This is a genomic window from Actinokineospora fastidiosa, assembly GCF_014648415.1.
GTDB lineage: Bacteria > Actinomycetota > Actinomycetes > Mycobacteriales > Pseudonocardiaceae > Actinokineospora > Actinokineospora fastidiosa.
On record NZ_BMRB01000003.1, the window covers coordinates 213,743 to 229,069 of the forward strand.

Annotated in this window: 15 protein-coding genes and 1 riboswitch; of the genes, 8 read left to right on the forward strand and 7 right to left on the reverse strand. The window is 73.0% G+C overall.

The features are described 5' to 3' along the window. Positions 1-10: 10 nt before the first annotated feature. The 4 genes from lepA to IEY98_RS19990 are packed head-to-tail and all read right to left on the reverse strand — an operon-like array spanning position 11 to position 3,733. Entirely contained in the window at positions 11-1,855 is a 1,845-nt protein-coding gene (lepA, locus tag IEY98_RS19975; RefSeq protein ID WP_189212090.1) for a translation elongation factor 4, read from the reverse strand. Between the two features lie 54 nt (positions 1,856-1,909). After that, positions 1,910-2,740 carry a cytochrome c biogenesis CcdA family protein gene (locus IEY98_RS19980; protein ID WP_189212091.1) on the reverse strand — a complete coding sequence of 277 codons (831 nt, stop codon included), beginning with the start codon at positions 2,738-2,740 and terminating at the stop codon, positions 1,910-1,912. Continuing rightward, on the reverse strand, positions 2,737-3,297 hold the full coding sequence (locus IEY98_RS19985; protein WP_189212092.1) for a redoxin domain-containing protein: 561 nt from the start codon (positions 3,295-3,297) through the stop codon (positions 2,737-2,739). Before IEY98_RS19985 ends, IEY98_RS19980 begins: the two co-directional genes overlap by 4 nt. Positions 3,298-3,352: 55 nt before the next feature. After that, on the reverse strand, positions 3,353-3,733 hold the full coding sequence (locus tag IEY98_RS19990; protein ID WP_189212093.1) for a VOC family protein: 381 nt from the start codon (positions 3,731-3,733) through the stop codon (positions 3,353-3,355). Positions 3,734-3,778: 45 nt separating this feature from the next. On the opposite strand from IEY98_RS19990, the gene IEY98_RS19995 reads away from it, so the two are divergent. From IEY98_RS19995 to IEY98_RS20025, 7 genes are all read left to right on the forward strand, one after another. Beyond that, entirely contained in the window at positions 3,779-4,213 is a 435-nt protein-coding gene (locus tag IEY98_RS19995; protein ID WP_189212094.1) for a type II toxin-antitoxin system PemK/MazF family toxin, read from the forward strand. A 55-nt stretch (positions 4,214-4,268) separates the two neighbouring features. Then, complete coding sequence (locus IEY98_RS20000; protein ID WP_189212095.1) at positions 4,269-5,210, forward strand: SPFH domain-containing protein; 942 nt, start codon at positions 4,269-4,271, stop codon at positions 5,208-5,210. Further along, positions 5,210-5,416: a type II toxin-antitoxin system antitoxin gene (locus IEY98_RS20005; RefSeq protein ID WP_189212096.1), complete on the forward strand. Its 207-nt coding sequence runs from the start codon at positions 5,210-5,212 to the stop codon at positions 5,414-5,416. The genes IEY98_RS20000 and IEY98_RS20005 overlap by 1 nt, the downstream gene beginning before the upstream one ends. A 117-nt stretch (positions 5,417-5,533) precedes the next feature. After that, a complete protein-coding gene (gene rpsT / locus IEY98_RS20010; protein WP_189212097.1) occupies positions 5,534-5,797 on the forward strand; it encodes a 30S ribosomal protein S20 in 264 nt (87 codons plus the stop codon). A gap of 67 nt (positions 5,798-5,864) precedes the next feature. Beyond that, the gene (locus tag IEY98_RS20015; protein WP_189212098.1) at positions 5,865-6,347 is read left to right on the forward strand and encodes a GNAT family N-acetyltransferase; all 483 of its coding nucleotides are present in this window, start codon (positions 5,865-5,867) and stop codon (positions 6,345-6,347) included. Positions 6,348-6,365: 18 nt separating this feature from the next. Then, positions 6,366-6,866: an acyl-CoA thioesterase gene (locus tag IEY98_RS20020; protein ID WP_189212099.1), complete on the forward strand. Its 501-nt coding sequence runs from the start codon at positions 6,366-6,368 to the stop codon at positions 6,864-6,866. 36 nt (positions 6,867-6,902) lie between these two features. Then, the gene (locus IEY98_RS20025; RefSeq protein WP_189212100.1) at positions 6,903-7,334 is read left to right on the forward strand and encodes a hypothetical protein; all 432 of its coding nucleotides are present in this window, start codon (positions 6,903-6,905) and stop codon (positions 7,332-7,334) included. Here the strand turns inward: IEY98_RS20025 and IEY98_RS20030 are convergent. Then, positions 7,309-9,066 carry a fibronectin type III domain-containing protein gene (locus IEY98_RS20030; protein ID WP_229787193.1) on the reverse strand — a complete coding sequence of 586 codons (1,758 nt, stop codon included), beginning with the start codon at positions 9,064-9,066 and terminating at the stop codon, positions 7,309-7,311. The genes IEY98_RS20025 and IEY98_RS20030 overlap by 26 nt on opposite strands. A gap of 175 nt (positions 9,067-9,241) precedes the next feature. Continuing rightward, on the reverse strand, positions 9,242-10,216 hold the full coding sequence (holA, locus tag IEY98_RS20035) for a DNA polymerase III subunit delta (protein WP_189212102.1): 975 nt from the start codon (positions 10,214-10,216) through the stop codon (positions 9,242-9,244). 139 nt (positions 10,217-10,355) lie between these two features. Then, positions 10,356-10,485, forward strand: a riboswitch (SAM riboswitch). Positions 10,486-10,496: 11 nt separating this feature from the next. Here holA and thrC point away from each other — a divergent pair. Further along, the gene (gene thrC / locus IEY98_RS20040) at positions 10,497-11,750 is read left to right on the forward strand and encodes a threonine synthase (RefSeq protein ID WP_189212103.1); all 1,254 of its coding nucleotides are present in this window, start codon (positions 10,497-10,499) and stop codon (positions 11,748-11,750) included. A gap of 338 nt (positions 11,751-12,088) precedes the next feature. Here thrC and IEY98_RS20045 read toward each other — a convergent pair whose 3' ends face one another. Then, a complete protein-coding gene (locus IEY98_RS20045; RefSeq protein ID WP_189212104.1) occupies positions 12,089-14,401 on the reverse strand; it encodes a ComEC/Rec2 family competence protein in 2,313 nt (770 codons plus the stop codon). Between the last annotated feature and the right edge of the window lie 926 nt (positions 14,402-15,327).

Consider the following 15,327-nt stretch of genomic DNA (forward strand, 5'->3'; position numbering starts at 1 on the left):
ACCGACAGGATTACTTCTTCTTCTTGTCCGCGGTCGGCTCGTCGGTGGAGAGCGCGGCGACGAAGGCCTCCTGGGGGACCTCGACGCGGCCCACCATCTTCATCCGCTTCTTGCCTTCCTTCTGCTTCTCCAGCAGCTTGCGCTTCCGGGTGATGTCACCGCCGTAGCACTTGGCGAGGACGTCCTTGCGGATGGCGCGGATCGTCTCGCGGGCGATCACCCGGGAGCCGATGGCGGCCTGGATGGGCACCTCGAACTGCTGGCGCGGGATCAGCTCGCGCAGCTTGGTGGCCATGCGGGTGCCGTAGCCGTAGGCGGCCTCGCGGTGCACGATCGCGCTGAAGGCGTCCACCGGCTCGCCCTGCAGCAGGATGTCGACCTTGACCAGCTCCGACTCCTGCTCGCCCGACTCCTCGTAGTCCAGCGAGGCGTAGCCGCGGGTGCGCGACTTCAGCGCGTCGAAGAAGTCGAAGATGATCTCGCCGAGGGGCATGGTGTAGCGCAGCTCGACGCGGTCCTCGGACAGGTAGTCCATGCCCAGCAGCTGGCCGCGCTTGCCCTGGCACAGCTCCATGATCGCGCCGATGTACTCCCCGGGGGAGATGATCGTGCACCGGGTGACCGGCTCGAACACGCTGGCGATCTTGCCCACCGGCCAGTCCGAGGGGTTGGTGACCGTCAGCTCCTTGCCGTCGTCGGTGATCACCCGGTAGACGACGTTCGGCGCGGTGGAGATCAGGTCGAGACCGAACTCGCGCTCGAGCCGGTCGCGGGTGATCTCCAGGTGCAGCAGGCCGAGGAAGCCGCAGCGGAAGCCGAAACCCAGCGCGGCGGAGGTCTCCGGCTCGAAGGTCAGCGCGGCGTCGTTGAGCTGCAGCTTGTCCAGCGCCTCGCGCAGGTCCGGGTAGTCCGACCCGTCGACCGGGTACAGGCCCGAGTAGACCATCGGGCGCGGCTCGCGGTAGCCCGCCAGCGCCTCGGTCGCACCCTTGCGCTCGGAGGTCACGGTGTCGCCGACCCGGGACTGGCGGACGTCCTTCACGCCGGTGATCAGGTAGCCCACCTCGCCGACGCCCAGGCCCTTGCACGGCTTGGGCTCGGGAGAGATGATCCCGACCTCCAGCAGCTCGTGCGTCGCGCCGGTCGACATCATCCTGATCCGCTCGCGCGGGGTGATCTTGCCGTCGACCACGCGGATGTAGGTGACCACGCCGCGGTAGGTGTCGTAGACCGAGTCGAAGATCATCGCGCGGGCGGGCGCGTCCGCCTGGCCGACCGGGGCCGGGACCTGGCGGACGACCTCGTCCAGGAGCTCCTTGACGCCCACCCCGGTCTTGGCCGACACGCGCAGCACGTCCGTCGGCTCGCAGCCGATGATGTTCGCCAGCTCGGCGGCGTACTTCTCCGGGTCGGCGGCGGGCAGGTCGATCTTGTTCAGGACCGGGATGATGTGCAGGTCGCGGTCCATCGCCAGGTACAGGTTGGCCAGCGTCTGCGCCTCGATGCCCTGGGCGGCGTCGACCAGCAGGATCGCGCCCTCGCAGGCGTCCAGCGCGCGGGAGACCTCGTAGGTGAAGTCGACGTGCCCGGGGGTGTCGATCATGTGCAGCACGTGCTCGCCGCCGTCGACGACCCAGGGCAGCCGCACGTTCTGCGCCTTGATGGTGATGCCGCGCTCGCGCTCGATGTCCATGCGGTCGAGGTACTGGGCCCGCATGGCGCGTTCCTCGACCACGCCGGTGATCTGCAACATGCGGTCGGCCAGGGTCGACTTCCCGTGGTCGATGTGGGCGATGATGCAGAAGTTGCGGATCTGCTCCGGCGCCGTGAAGGTCGTGTCCGCGAACGTAGCCACTCAGGTCCCTCGCATGGTCAATGGGTCGTCCCTATCGTCCCATGCGCGGTGCGGTCAGCCCTTATCCGGCACCGACCGCCGTTTGGCGCGCCGCAGGGCGATCAGACCGACACCCAGGGTGAGCGCGACGGCGAACGGCCACGGCCCCGCCGCGTCGACCCACTCGGCCAGCGTGGCCTGCACGTTCCCGGCCGCGGCGATGATCGGGTCGTCCGGGTCGGCGTCGGCGTGGGCCACGCGCAGTTCGTGCACGCCGTAGTAGGCCACGTACAGGCCGGCGAGCACCAGCAGGCCGCCCACGACCCGGTTGACGTACGGGAGCACGCGCCGCACCCCGGTGTTGACCGAGAACGCCGCCGCGACGGCCAGCACGGCCACGACCAGGCCCATCCCGAGCGCGTAGGTGACGAACGAGACCAGCCCGTCGAGCACGTCGCCCTGGCGCAGGGACACGCCCGCGACCGCCAGGAACGGCCCGATCGTGCAGGACAGCGACGCGACCGCGTAGGCCACGCCGTAGCCGAGCATGGAGCCGACCCGGGCCGTGGGCGCGCCGCGCTTGAGCTTCGGCAGCAGCAGCGTGGGCTCGCGGCCGGTCAGCAGCACCGCCCCGAGCACGACCAGGGCGGCGCCGATGACCACGGTCAGCACGGGCAGCCACTGCTGCAGCAGCGACAGCAGCGGCACGCTGAGCAGCCCGAACACGCCGAAGACCAGCACGAACCCGGCGGTCATCGTGCCAGCGGCGGCCAGCGCCCTGCCCAGCCGGACACCGCGGTCCTGTCCGGAGACGACCAGCGCGAGGTAGCCCGGCAGCATGGCGAACCCGCACGGGTTGACCGTGGCGAGCATGCCCGCGAGCAGGGCCACGCCGAGTTCGGTCATGTGAGCCCGGCGACCTTCGCCATCAGCTCCTGCTCGGTGAGCTGGGCGGTGACGACCTCGACCTCGCCTGCGGAGCTGATGAAGGCGTAGGCGGGCTGGGCCGCGACGCCGAAGTGCGCCCAGACCTCGGCCTGCTCGTCGGCCAGGTGCGGGAAGCCGCCGACGCCGCGCTCGTCGATGAACCGGCGCATCTCGTCCTCGGTGTCGTTGGCCGCGACGCCGACGAAGGCCACCTCGGACCGCTCCGCCGCGGCCGCGATGCCGGGCGCCTCCCGCTGGCACTTGGGGCACCAGGGCGCCCAGAACCACAGGACGGCGGGCTTGCCTGCCAGGCTCGCCCCCTCGAACGTGCCGCCGCCGACGGTCTTGGCGCTGAACCGCAGCTTCTCGGGCACGACCGGATCGCTCGCGGCGGTGGTCCCGCTCGGCGCGGCCGTGGCGGTGGTCGTGGTGGTGCCGGTGGTCGGGCCGGGCTGGGCCGCGTTGTCCGGCGACTGCCCGCATGCGGTGGTCACGAGCACGATCGCGGCGGCCCCCAGGGCGCGCTTCATCCACATGCGGACAATCATGGTCCCGCTCCGGCCCGTCCGGTCATTACGGACCGCTGACGGTTCAGGGCTTGCGGCTGTCCAGGCGCATCGGGTGCTCGGGCGGCACCTCGACCAGCACGATCCGGATGCCGTCCGGGTCGGCCAGCCACGACTCGCGCAGGCCCCACGGCTCCAGCCTCGGCTCCCTGACGATGGGCACGCCCTTCTCGCGCAATTCGGCCACCGCGGCGGCGAGGTCGCGCACCTGCAGCCAGATCGCCAGGTCGGGGCTCGGCGGGCCGTGGCCCCGGCCGGAGACCTCCAGGTGGCCGTTGCCGGTGAAGAACACCGTGCCGCCGGGGAACTCCCGGAACACGGCCAGGCCGAGGGTGTCCCGGTAGAAGGCGAGCGACCGCTGCCGGTCGACCGGGCGGATGATCAGTCTGCTGCTCAGGAACTCCATGTCTATCGTCCTACCGGAGTCCGCGCGGCAGTACTGTCCGACGCCATGCTGACTTCCGACGACCCGCGCCCGGCGCGCGGCGCGGTCTGGCAGGTGCCGACCGCCGACCGTCCCGAGTCCCTGGAGTACGCCCCGGCGCTGGACGGCGACGCCGACCCGGGCGAGGTCGTCTGGGCGTGGGTGCCCTACGAGGACGACCCCGCGCGCGGCAAGGACCGGCCGCTGCTGGTCGTCGGCCGGGCCGGGCGGACCCTGCGCGCCCTGCAGCTCACGAGCAAGGCGCCGCGCCGCTTCGACCTCGACGACTGGCTGGAACTGGGCTCGGGCGCGTGGGACCGGGACGGGCGGGTGTCGTGGGTCCGGCTGGACCGCCTCTTCGAGCTGGGCGAGGACGACATCAGGCGGGAGGGCGCCGTGCTGGCCAGGGACCGCTTCGACCTGGTCGCCGCCGCGCTGCGGGAGCGGTACGGCTGGCGCTGACTCCAGAAAATGTGATATCACTTTGCTAGACATCAGCTAGCAGAGGGGGTCTCTCATGGCCATCACCGAGTCGGTTCCGGTCCTGCCGCCGCCGCACGTGCGCGAGAAGGTCGCGATGACCACGGCCGGTCTGCCCATGGCGGGCGTCGGCGTCGTGCTCTGCCTGGGCGGGCTCGCGCTCGTCGGCACGGGCATCGCCGGGTTCGCGGGCGGCATCGGGATGGGCACCGGGATGGCGACCGCGACGGTCGCGCTCGGCGCGCTGGCGGTCATCGCGGCCGCGGTGGCGTTCGGCGGGCTCACCATGGTCAACCCGAACGAGGCCCGCGTGCTGCAGTTCCTCGGCCGCTACACCGGCACGCTGCGGCTCGACGGCCTGCGCTGGGTGAACCCGTTCACCACGCGCAAGCGGGTCTCCACGCGCATCCGCAACCACGAGACCGCGGTCATGAAGGTCAACGACGCCGAGGGCAACCCGATCGAGATCGCCGCGGTCGTGGTGTGGCAGGTCGAGGACACCGCGCGGGCGGTGTTCGAGGTGGACGACTTCATCGAGTTCGTCGGCATCCAGACCGAGACCGCGGTGCGGCACATCGCCACCTCGTACCCGTACGACGAGCACAGCGACATCAACCGGCTCTCCCTGCGGGAGAACGCCGACGAGATCACCCAGAAGCTGTCGGCCGAGGTCGCCGCCCGGGTCGAGGCAGCGGGCGTGCGCATCATCGAGTCGCGGATCACGCACCTGGCCTACGCCCCGGAGATCGCCATGGCGATGCTGCGCCGCCAGCAGGCGGGCGCGGTGGTCGCGGCCAGGGCGCGGATCGTGGAGGGCGCGGTCGGGATGGTGCAGCTGGCCCTGGACGAGCTGGCCGCGCACGACGTCGTCGAGCTGGACGAGGAGCGCAAGGCGGCGATGGTGTCCAACCTGCTGGTGGTGCTGTGCAGCGACCACGACGCCCAGCCTGTGGTGAACACGGGGTCGCTCTACACCTGATGGCCGAGCGCAAGAAGATCCTCCTCCGCCTGGACCCCGCCATCCACGACGCGGTGGCCAGGTGGGCCGGGGACGAGCTGCGCAGCGTCAACGCCCAGATCGAGTTCCTGCTGCGCCGGGCGCTGGCCGAGGCCGGGCGGCTGCCCTCGGACGCGGGCGGGCCCGCCCGGCGGGGCAGGCCACCCAAGTCCTCCGACGAGGGGTGAGCCTGTTAACCTGGCTCGTCGCGCCGTACGGCACTCCGCTGTGGAGGAGAACCGGGTCCGCCCGGAGCCGACCGAAGTGCGTCGCGACACACCACACCGCGTAGGAAGGGCTGAGCCATGGCCAACATCAAGTCCCAGATGAAGCGCATCAAGACCAACGAGAAGCGCCGTCAGCGCAACAAGGCCGTGAAGTCCTCGGTCAAGACCGCGGTGCGCAAGTTCCGCGAGGCCGCGGAGGCGGGCGAGAAGGCCCAGGCCGAGACCCTGCTGCGCGAGGCTGGCCGGGCCCTGGACAAGGCCGCCAGCAAGGGCGTCATCCACGCCAACCAGGCCGCGAACAAGAAGTCGGCGATGGCGCTGCGCTTCAACAAGCTGGGCTGACACTCCCTCCTCGGCGCCGCACCCGCATCCCGGGTGCGGCGCCGTCGTGTATCCCCTGGGGGATCCCGTGCCCGACCTCATCGCGCCCACCGCGCGGCTGCGCGCCGCCTGGCTCGACGCGCACGCCGAGTGGGGTCCGGGCGTCCACGAGGACGGCTTCGGGCTGCTGCCCTCCGACGATCCCCACTCCCCCTCGGGCTTCGCCGCCTGGGTGGCGCGGCTCGCCCAGCCCAGGTGCACTTATCGCTGGATCGTCGACGGCGACCGGGTGCTCGGCGGCATCGCGCTGCGGCACGAGTTCGACGAGTTCGTCCGGCGCGCGGGCCACATCGGCTACGGCGTCCGACCGTCCGCGCGGGGCCGGGGGCTGGCCACCTGGGCGCTGGGCCGGATGCTCGACCGGGCGCGGGCTCTGGGACTCGATCGGGTGCTGCTCGTCTGCGAGGTCGACAACCTCGCCTCCGCGCGGACCATCGAGCACCACGGCGGCGTCCTGGAGGGCTCGCCCGACGAGATGCGGCGCTACTGGATCGGGTTGGCCCGGCGCTGATGGGGCAGACTCGCGGGCATGGAGCCCAAACCCCCGTCGGCGGCGCGAACATCGCTGTCGCACATCATGACCGCGGTGGACACCAACCTGCTCGGCACCGTCCACGGTGGCGTGGTCATGAAGCTGGTCGATGACGTCGCGGGCGCGGTGGCGCAGCGCCACTCCGGCGGTCCCGCCGTGACCGCGGCGATGGACGGCATGACGTTCCTGCACCCCGTCCGGGTCGGCGATCTCGTGCACGCCCACGCGCAGGTCAACTGGGCGGGCCGCTCGTCGATGGAGGTGGGCGTGCGGGTGCTGGCCGAGCCGTGGGACCGGGCGGGCGTGCCGCCGGTCCGGGTGGCGACGGCCTACCTGGTGTTCGTCGCCGTCGACGCCGACGGCCAGCCCCGAGCGGTGCCACCGCTGCTGCCGGAGACCGAGGAGGACCACCGGCGGCTGCGGGAGGCCGAGATCCGGCGCAAGCACCGGCTGACCCGCCGCGACGAGATCATGGCCAGCCGGGAGGAACCGCGCTGACCCGGCCCGCCGCCGCGCCTGCGAGGATCCGGTCCCATGGGGATGCTCGGGGGACCGGCCGGTCGGGCGCTCGCGGCGGCCGGGGTGGGCGGCGCGGTGGTCCTGGCCTGGTGGGCCGTGCTGTCGGCCTGGCCGTCAGCGGTGTTCACGCTTGTCGGCGCGGACGACGTCAGCTGCGCGGACGCGCCGGGGTGGGGCTGCGCGATCGGGGCGGCGTTCGTCGGCTTCCTGCTGGGCGTCACGATCGTGCTGGTCAGCGGGATCGGGCTGGCGGCGTGGGGGCTGCGGCTGGTCGGCGTGCTGCCCGCGGCGCCGGTGGCCGCGCTCGGGCCGGTCTTCGCGTTCCTGCTGCTCTGGCTGGGCGGCGAGGTGCTGGACGACTGGGGTTCCCTGGCCTCCGCGGTGGTGCCGGTGAGCCTGGGGTACGCCCTGGCCGCGCTGATCACGACGCCGCGGGCGAGAGGGTGACGCTGACGGTGTTGCCGGGGCCGGCCGCGAAGTGGTTGACGAGGTCGGTGAGCCTGCCGCAGCCGGTGAGCGGCGGCAGGGTGTAGCCGCCGGTCAGGACACCGCCCGCGGCCGGGTCGAACGGGGCGCTCACCGCCAGGTCGACGATCGTGCCGCAGGCCGGGTGCAGGGCGATCGGGAAGCCGAGGACGGTCAGCCCGGGCACGGTCACCCCGACCGACGTCCGGGTTGTGAGCGTTCCGTCGGCGAGACCGCCTGCGCTGGTGGCGGGCATGAAGACGACGTTCGCCTCGACCGGGAGGACGCCCAGGACGGTGAGCCTCGCGGTGGTCGGGTCGAGGGTGACGTCCGCGGTGTAGGTGTCGGCGGCGCCCAGGGTGGCGTCGACGCGTCCGGTCAGGGGGACGGTGGCGCGCGACGCCTTGATGGTCGTCTCGCCGCTGAGGGTGTAGGCGATCTCGGCTTTCCTTGTCCGGGCGGTGATCTGGGCGGGCTCGGACGCGTTGCCCGCGGCGTCGAGGGAGACGACCCGGATGGTGTGGTCGGTGTCCGGCGCCAGGCCGCGGACGATAGCCTCGGTATCCTCCACATCGGACACCTGATCGCCCGTGGACACGCGGTAGCCCGCGACTTCCGGCCCGGCTGGCGGCTTCCACGCGAGGTGCACGCTGTCGTGGGTCGTGGCCACGACGGTCAGGTCGACGGGCGGCCCGACCTCGCCCGGGGTGACCACCTCGGCCAGGAGCGGGTCCTGACCGGGGACGATCCGGCACGTGACGGGCACGGTCTCCGGCGGGTCCGGGCTCGGGTTCACGCTGCGCAGTCGCATGTGGATGGTCGAGTCGGCGAGGACGAACCGGTTGACGCCCGCGTCGGTGAAGGTCACCGGCGGGTGCCAGCCCGTGCCCTCGACGGTGAACCGGCCGCTCTCCGGGATGGCCGTCTCCACGAACCGGATGGCGGCGGTCGTCCGCCGCACTCCTGCCGGGGTCTGGATGTCCACGGCCATGTCCGCCGTGCCGCGGAACCAGCCCGCGCCGATCAGCCGGAACGCCTGGGTCGCCTGCTCGGTGAACTCGACCCGCACGGTGAACGGCAGCGGGCCGATCGGCTCGCCGCGCGGGGCGGTGTCGGGGATCTCCACCGCGACCGTGATCGCGAGCCGCTGGTTGCCGATCAGCGGCAGCGCGCAGTCGTGGTCGAGCGTCCGCGTGACCGGGGCAGCGGGCGTCGGCGCGCGAACCGTGCCGAGCAGCGTGTCGGCGGGCTCGGCCGTGCAGGCGGAGTCGTACCCCTCGCCGCCCTTGCGGACCCGCAGGACGAGGTCGGCCGAGCGCACGTGGAACCGGATCTCGCCGGGCGCGGTGACGGTGACGGCGGGCAGGCGCACGGAGTCGTGGATCGTGAACCCGCCGCTCTGGGGCACGTCCCGGTCGGCGAGGTCGACCGGGAGGGTGACCACGTGGTCCCCGTCCGGCTTGTCGATCGTCACCTCGAGCCGGGCGGTGCCGCCGATCGTGTCGGGGCGGTGGAATCCCAGGTCCTCCTCTGTGAACCGGACGCCGACGCCCACATACGTCTCCACGGTGTCGCCGATCGCCGCGTACGCCGGGATGTCGCCGCTGACGATCACCGGCACGGTCCGCTCGCCGATCAGCGGGAAGGCGCAGCGGTGGTTCTGGGTGAGCGAGACGGGTTCCGCGGCCGCTGGACCGATGGCGGCGAACACCATGAGCAAGGCGAGAAGCGTGGCTGTTCCACGGCGATTCATCGGCGCGATCCCCCATCGGAGACGACGTGATCACGCCTATCCGAGCCCACGTCCTGACTGCGGCACAAGGCATCCGGGCGAACTTGTCACCGTCTTCATCCCGCGGCCGCCGCCGATGCGAACGACCGCACAAGCCTCACAGGCCGCGGGCGCGGGCCAGCCGGAGGACGGCGCGCTCCAGCGCGTAGTCGGCGTCCACGGCCGCGCCCTTGACGTCGGCGTTGACCTCCGCGGCGATCTGCATGGCCGTCACCAGGCCCTCGGCGCGCCAGCCGCGCGACTGGGCGACGGCCTTCTTGACCTTCCACGGCGGCATGCCGAGCTGCTGGGCCAGCCGGAACGGGTCGGCGCGCCCGGCGCCTGCGACCCGGGCGATCGTGCGGACGGCGTCGGCCAGCGCGTCGGCGACCAGGACGTGGGCGACGCCCAGCTGCAGGGCCCAGCGCAGCGCCTCCAGCGCGCCCCCGACGTCGCCGGTGACGGCCTTCTCCGCGACGGCGAAGCCGGTGACGTCGGCGCGGCCGCGGTGGTAGCGGCGCACGGCCTCCTCGGTGACCGTCCCGCCGGTGTCGGCGACCAGCTGGGCCGCCGCGGCGGCCAGCTCGCGCAGGTCTGACCCGACCGAGTCGATCAGGGCGGCGACGGCCGCGCCGTCGACGCGCCCGCCCGCTCCGCGGACCTCCTCGCGGACGAAGGCCTCGCGCTCGGCTGGCTTGGTGATCTTCGCGCACTCGGTGACGACCGCTCCGAGCTTGCGCAGTGCGGCGACGAGGTCCTTGCCCGCCTTGCGGCCGCCGCCGTTGTGGGCGACGACGAGGACGATGCCCTCCGCGGGTGCCTTGGCGTAGCTCGCGACGGCGGCGGCGATGTCCTGGGTGATCTCCTGCGCGGCGTCGAGCACCACGACGCGCCCCTCGGCGAACAGCGACGGCGAGACGAGTTCGGCCAGCTCGGGGGGTGTGAGGTCGGCCACCCGCACCCGGGTCAGGTCGGCGGCCGGGTCGGCCAGCCGGGCGGCGTCGAGCGCGGCGCGGACGGCGCGCTCGACCAGCAGTTCCTCCTCGCCCAGCACGAGCTGCAAGGGGGCGGGGGCGGCCGCGGGGGACTTCACACCGGCATCCTGCCATGCCACGCCGACACCGGCGGGTAGCGCAAGGGCTCTCGCATGATGGACATCCTGTTGGTCACCCGGCCCCGGGTTGTCGTAGCGTGTCGGGCGAGGCCCGAACCGGGCCCGCACAACTGAATACCGCTCATCCAGAGGGGCAGAGGGAACGGCCCGAAGAAGCCCCGGCAACCGGCGTGAGTGTCACCTCCATGTGCGAGGGCGGCCACGACCACGGTGCCAATTCCGACCCGCGGACGCGGGAGAGATGAGGAGATACCTCGCGATGACTGCTGTGGACACCACGCCCGCCCTCGACCTCGGTCCCGCGCGCGCCCTCTCGTGCCGCGAGTGCGGTCACCAGATCCCCCTCGCCCCGGAATTCGCCTGTGCTGAGTGTTTCGGCCCCCTCGAGGTGGCCTACGACTTCGGCTCGGTCACCCGGGCCGACATCGAGTCGGGCCCCAAGTCGATCTGGCGCTACCGCCGCCTGCTGCCCGTCCCGCCGGACGTGGAGTCCCACCCCAACACCGACCCCGGCTTCACCCGGCTGGTGAAGGCCGACCGCCTCGCCGCCGCCCTGGGCGTCAAGTCGCTGTGGGTCAAGGACGACACCGGCAACCCGACCCACTCGTTCAAGGACCGGGTCGTCGCCGTCGCCCTCGCCGCGGCCCGCAAGCTCGGCTTCAAGGTGCTCGCCTGCCCGTCCACGGGCAACCTGGCCAACGCCGTGGCCGCCGCGGCCGCCCGCGCTGGCTGGGATTCGGTTGTGCTGATCCCCTCCTCTCTCGAACGCGCCAAGATCCTCACCTCCGCGGTGTACGACGGCTCGCTGATCGCCGTCGACGGCAACTACGACGACGTCAACCGCCTGGCCACCGAGCTCGCCGCGGAGAACGAGGACTGGGCGTTCGTCAACGTCAATGTGCGCCCGTACTACGCGGAGGGCTCGAAGACCCTCGGCTACGAGGTCGCCGAGCAGCTCGGCTGGCGCCTGCCCGGCCAGGTGGTCATCCCGGTCGCCTCCGGCTCCCAGCTCACCAAGGTGGACAAGGCCTTCCGCGAGCTGGCCATCCTCGGCCTGGTCGAGGACACCCCGTACCGCGTCTTCGGCGCGCAGGCCACGGGCTGCTCGCCGGTGTCGGCGGCGTACAAGGCCGACCAGGACGTGGTCGTCCCGGTGAAGCCCAACACCATCGCCCGCTCGCTGGCCATCGGCGCCCCCGCCGACGGCCCCTACGTCCTCGACACCGTCCGCCGCACGGGTGGCGCGGTGGAGGACGTCACGGACGAGGAGGTCGTCGAGGGCATCCGCCTGCTGGCCCGGACCGAGGGCATCTTCGCCGAGACCGCGGGCGGCGTCACCGTCGCCACGGCGAAGAAGCTCATCGAGACCGGCCAGCTCGACCCGGACGCGGACACGGTGCTGCTCATCACCGGGGACGGCCTCAAGACCCTCGACGCGGTCGAGAACCACATCGGCCCCAAGGCCGTCGTCCCCCCGAACACCGCAGCCGTCCGCGCCGCCCTGGACAGCTGAGTCCACATCGGACTCCCAAGACGGCCCCCTGGGCCCCGGCTCAGGGCGGCTCTCCGGACACCGCCTCTCAGGGCTGCCCTCTGGGCACCGCTCTGAGGGCGGCCCTGGACACCACCTCTCAGAGCGGCCTCTGAGCACCAGCCCTCTGGACACCGCCCTCGGGGCGGCCCCCTGAACACCGCCTCCCAGGGCGGCTCCTGGCACCAGCCCACCGGCCAGCACCCCGGGCACCGCCTCTCAGGGCGGCTCCTGGCACCAGCCCACCGGCCAGCACCCTGGGCACCAGCCTCAGGGCCGCCCCCGGGCACCAGCCCACGGCGACACCCTGGGCACCAGCCTCAGGGCGGTCCCCGGGACACCACGACGGGTCCGGGCAGCACGGCGACGTCTCCCCCGGCGTCGGTGCGCGCGGTGCGCGCGCCGATCCGGGCGAGCGCGGCGAGCGTGCCCGGGTTCGGGTGGCCGTAGCGGTTGCGCGCCCCGACGCTGACCACCGCCAGCCTCGGCCGGACGGCGGCCATGAACGCCGGGTCGCTGAACCGGCTGCCGTGGTGCGGCACCTTCACCACCTCGGCGGCCAGGTCGGCCCCGGAGGCCACCAGGTCGGCCTGGGCGGTGAGCTCGATGTCGCCGGTCAGCAGGACCCGGCCAGCGCCCGTGCGGGCGAGCAGAACGAGCGAGGCGTTGTTGATCGCGCTGCCGTCGGCGTCCTCCGTTTCGGCATCCCCTCCTTTCGGGTGTAGTACGTCGATGGTCAGTCCGGGCCAGGCGAGCCTGCGCCCGGCGGTCAGCTCCACCACGGGCGTGCCCTCGGCGGTGTCGCGCACGCGGTCCCACGCCCAGCCGGGCTGTCTGCCGGGCCCGACCACGACCGCGCCCGGCGGCCACCGGGCCAGCACGGCGGGCAGGCCGCCGATGTGGTCGGCGTGCAGGTGGCTGAGCACGACCGCGGCCACCCGCGTGACGTCGAGCCGGTCGAGGCACTCGACGAGCGGTCCGGGCTCGGGCCCGGTGTCGACCACCACGACCGTCCCCGGCTCGGCCGTGGCGAGCACCGCGCCGTCGCCCTGCCCGACGTCGCAGAACACGGCGGCCCACCCATCCGGCGGCCATCCCGGCAGCACCACCCGCACCGGGATGACCACCAGCAGCGCGCCGACGAGCCCCAACGCCACCAGCGCCCGCGTCCTGGGCAGGCGGACCGCCAAGACGAGCACGCAGGCGGCCACGGCCGCCGCCAACCCGCCCCACCAGCCGTCCGGCCACGGCACGGCCGCACCCGGCACCGCCGCGGCGTGGTCGGCGACGGCGATCAGCCACTCCGTCTCCGGCCCCGCGGCCGCGACCAGGACCTCGGCCGCACCCGACCACACCGGCACCACGAGCGCGGCGACCACGCCCAATACCGTCGCGGGCGCGACAACCGGCGCGGCCACCAGATTGGCCACCACCGCGACCAGGCTCACCTGACCGCTCATCCCCGCCACCACCGGCGCGGTGACCAGGTGCGCGGCCGCCGGGACGGCCAGCGCCTCGGCGATGCCCGGCGGCACCCGCCTCCGCTGCAACGCCACCGCCCACCGTGGCGCGATCAGCACCAAGCCGGTGGTGGCGAGCACGGACAGGACGAACCCGAAGGACACCGCCATCGCGGGGTCGACCGCGACGAGGCCCACCACCGCCACCGCGAGCGCGGGCAGCGTCGACTTCTCCCTGCCGAGCGCCAGCGCCAGCAGCCCGATGACCCCCATGACGGCGGCCCGCAGCACGCTCGGCTCCGGCCCGGCCAACACGACGAACCCGACCATCGCCGCCGCGGCGCCACCCGACGCCGTCCACGGTCCCGCCCGCAGGAGGCGGAGCAGGAACAGGGCGAAGAAGCCGACGATCGCGAGATTCGCCCCGCTGACGGCAAGCAGATGCGTCATGCCCGCGGTGTCGAAGTCCGCGCGGACGCCCGGCGGGAGCCCGTCGGTGTCGCCGACGACCAGGGCGGGCAGCAACCCCGCCGCCTCCGGCCCGAGCACCGCCGCCGCCGTCTCCCGCAACCCGGCCCGAAGCTCACCCGCGATCCGCTGCGCGGCGTCGGGTTCGTCCACATCGGAGGGAGGACCGCGCACGTTCACCGTGGCCACCGTCAGATCGCCGGACGGAGCCGGAGCCAACCGCGCCTGCGCGGTCGCCTGCTGCCCCGGGAGGAGCCGCCCCCACCGCTCAGCCGGGGCGAAGACGACGACCACCCCGCCACTGGGTACGGCGGGAGTGGGGACGGCACGCGCGGCGATGACCACGCTGCGGACCCCCGCTGGCGTACCGGCGTATCCAGCGGACCGGATGGGCCGAGGCCGCTCGGCCACCTCGATCCGGATGACGACGTCGACCTCGGCGGCCGCCATGGCTCGAAGCGGGTCCCCACCCGCGCCCCGGACGCGCTCGGCGACGGGAACGACGGCAAGCACCCCGGCCGCCAACAACGGCCACGCCGCATAGACCCCGCCCCGCGCCCGCGCGATGACCGTCGCCGCCACCCCCACAGCCACCACCCCGACCGCCGCCGCGGCCGCCCAGTGGACGAGGAGCCCGAGAAACGCCGCCCCCCAAACGACCCCGGCGGCAGGGACGAGCCGCCAGTCGTGGCTGGCCGGGACCATGCTGATTCCTCCTTGACCCGAGCAGCGCCCTGGCGCTGCCCGAGAGCCGAGCGACAACAAACCCCAGGCGGGGCAAACGGACTGACGAACCGACAGGGGACGCCGGTGCAGGGCGGGGAGAGAAGCGGACACCAGGAGATCGATGGGGAGGAGCTCGGCGGGGAGGAGATGGACGCGGCCGGGCGCCGGTCCGCTGGAAGCGGCGGAACCAACCGAAGCTTCGGCCGGGCGGTGCGGGGTGTCGTGCCATGACCAGCTACCGGGTTGGCGGCCGCCGAGTCGGTTGCGGGGTCGGCGGCCGCTTGGTCGGCTGCGGGATCGGGGGTGCCTAGCGGGTTGGCGACCGCTGGTTCGGATGAGGAATCAAAGACTCCTGACAGGTTGACGCCCGCCGGGTCGGATGCGGAATCATGGGCTCCTAGCAGGTTGGCGGCCGCTGGGTCGACTGCCGGATCGGGGGTGCCTAGCACGTTGGCGGCCGCCGGGTCGGCTACGGGATGGAGGGTGCCCGGCGGGGTGGCGGCCGTTGGGTTGGCTGCGAGGTCAGGGACTCCTGGTGGGTTGGGGTCCCCAGCCGGGTTGGGGCTGGCATCGGCAGGCGGTTGCGGCGCAGCGGGCAGGAACCACGGGGCGGCGTGGAGCGCGCAGCAGGGATGGGTGCAGGTTGGAGTGGTGAGCGTGCAAGGGATGCACGCTTGCGCTGCACTGCAGGGGCCAGAGTGCCGGTGGGTCGAGAGTGCGGAGGCGCGCCCGGGCGAGCGGTGACCAGGCGAGGCGGGACGGTCTCGCGTGGTTGCCTGGTGAACGCATGGGTCCGGACGGAGGGCTGCTCGGGACATGAGTGACCAATCTGGACGTGGACGAAGAGGGCGAATGATGCGGTGCTGGGGACCGGGGTGGCTCAGGAGTTGCGACGGGCCGATGGA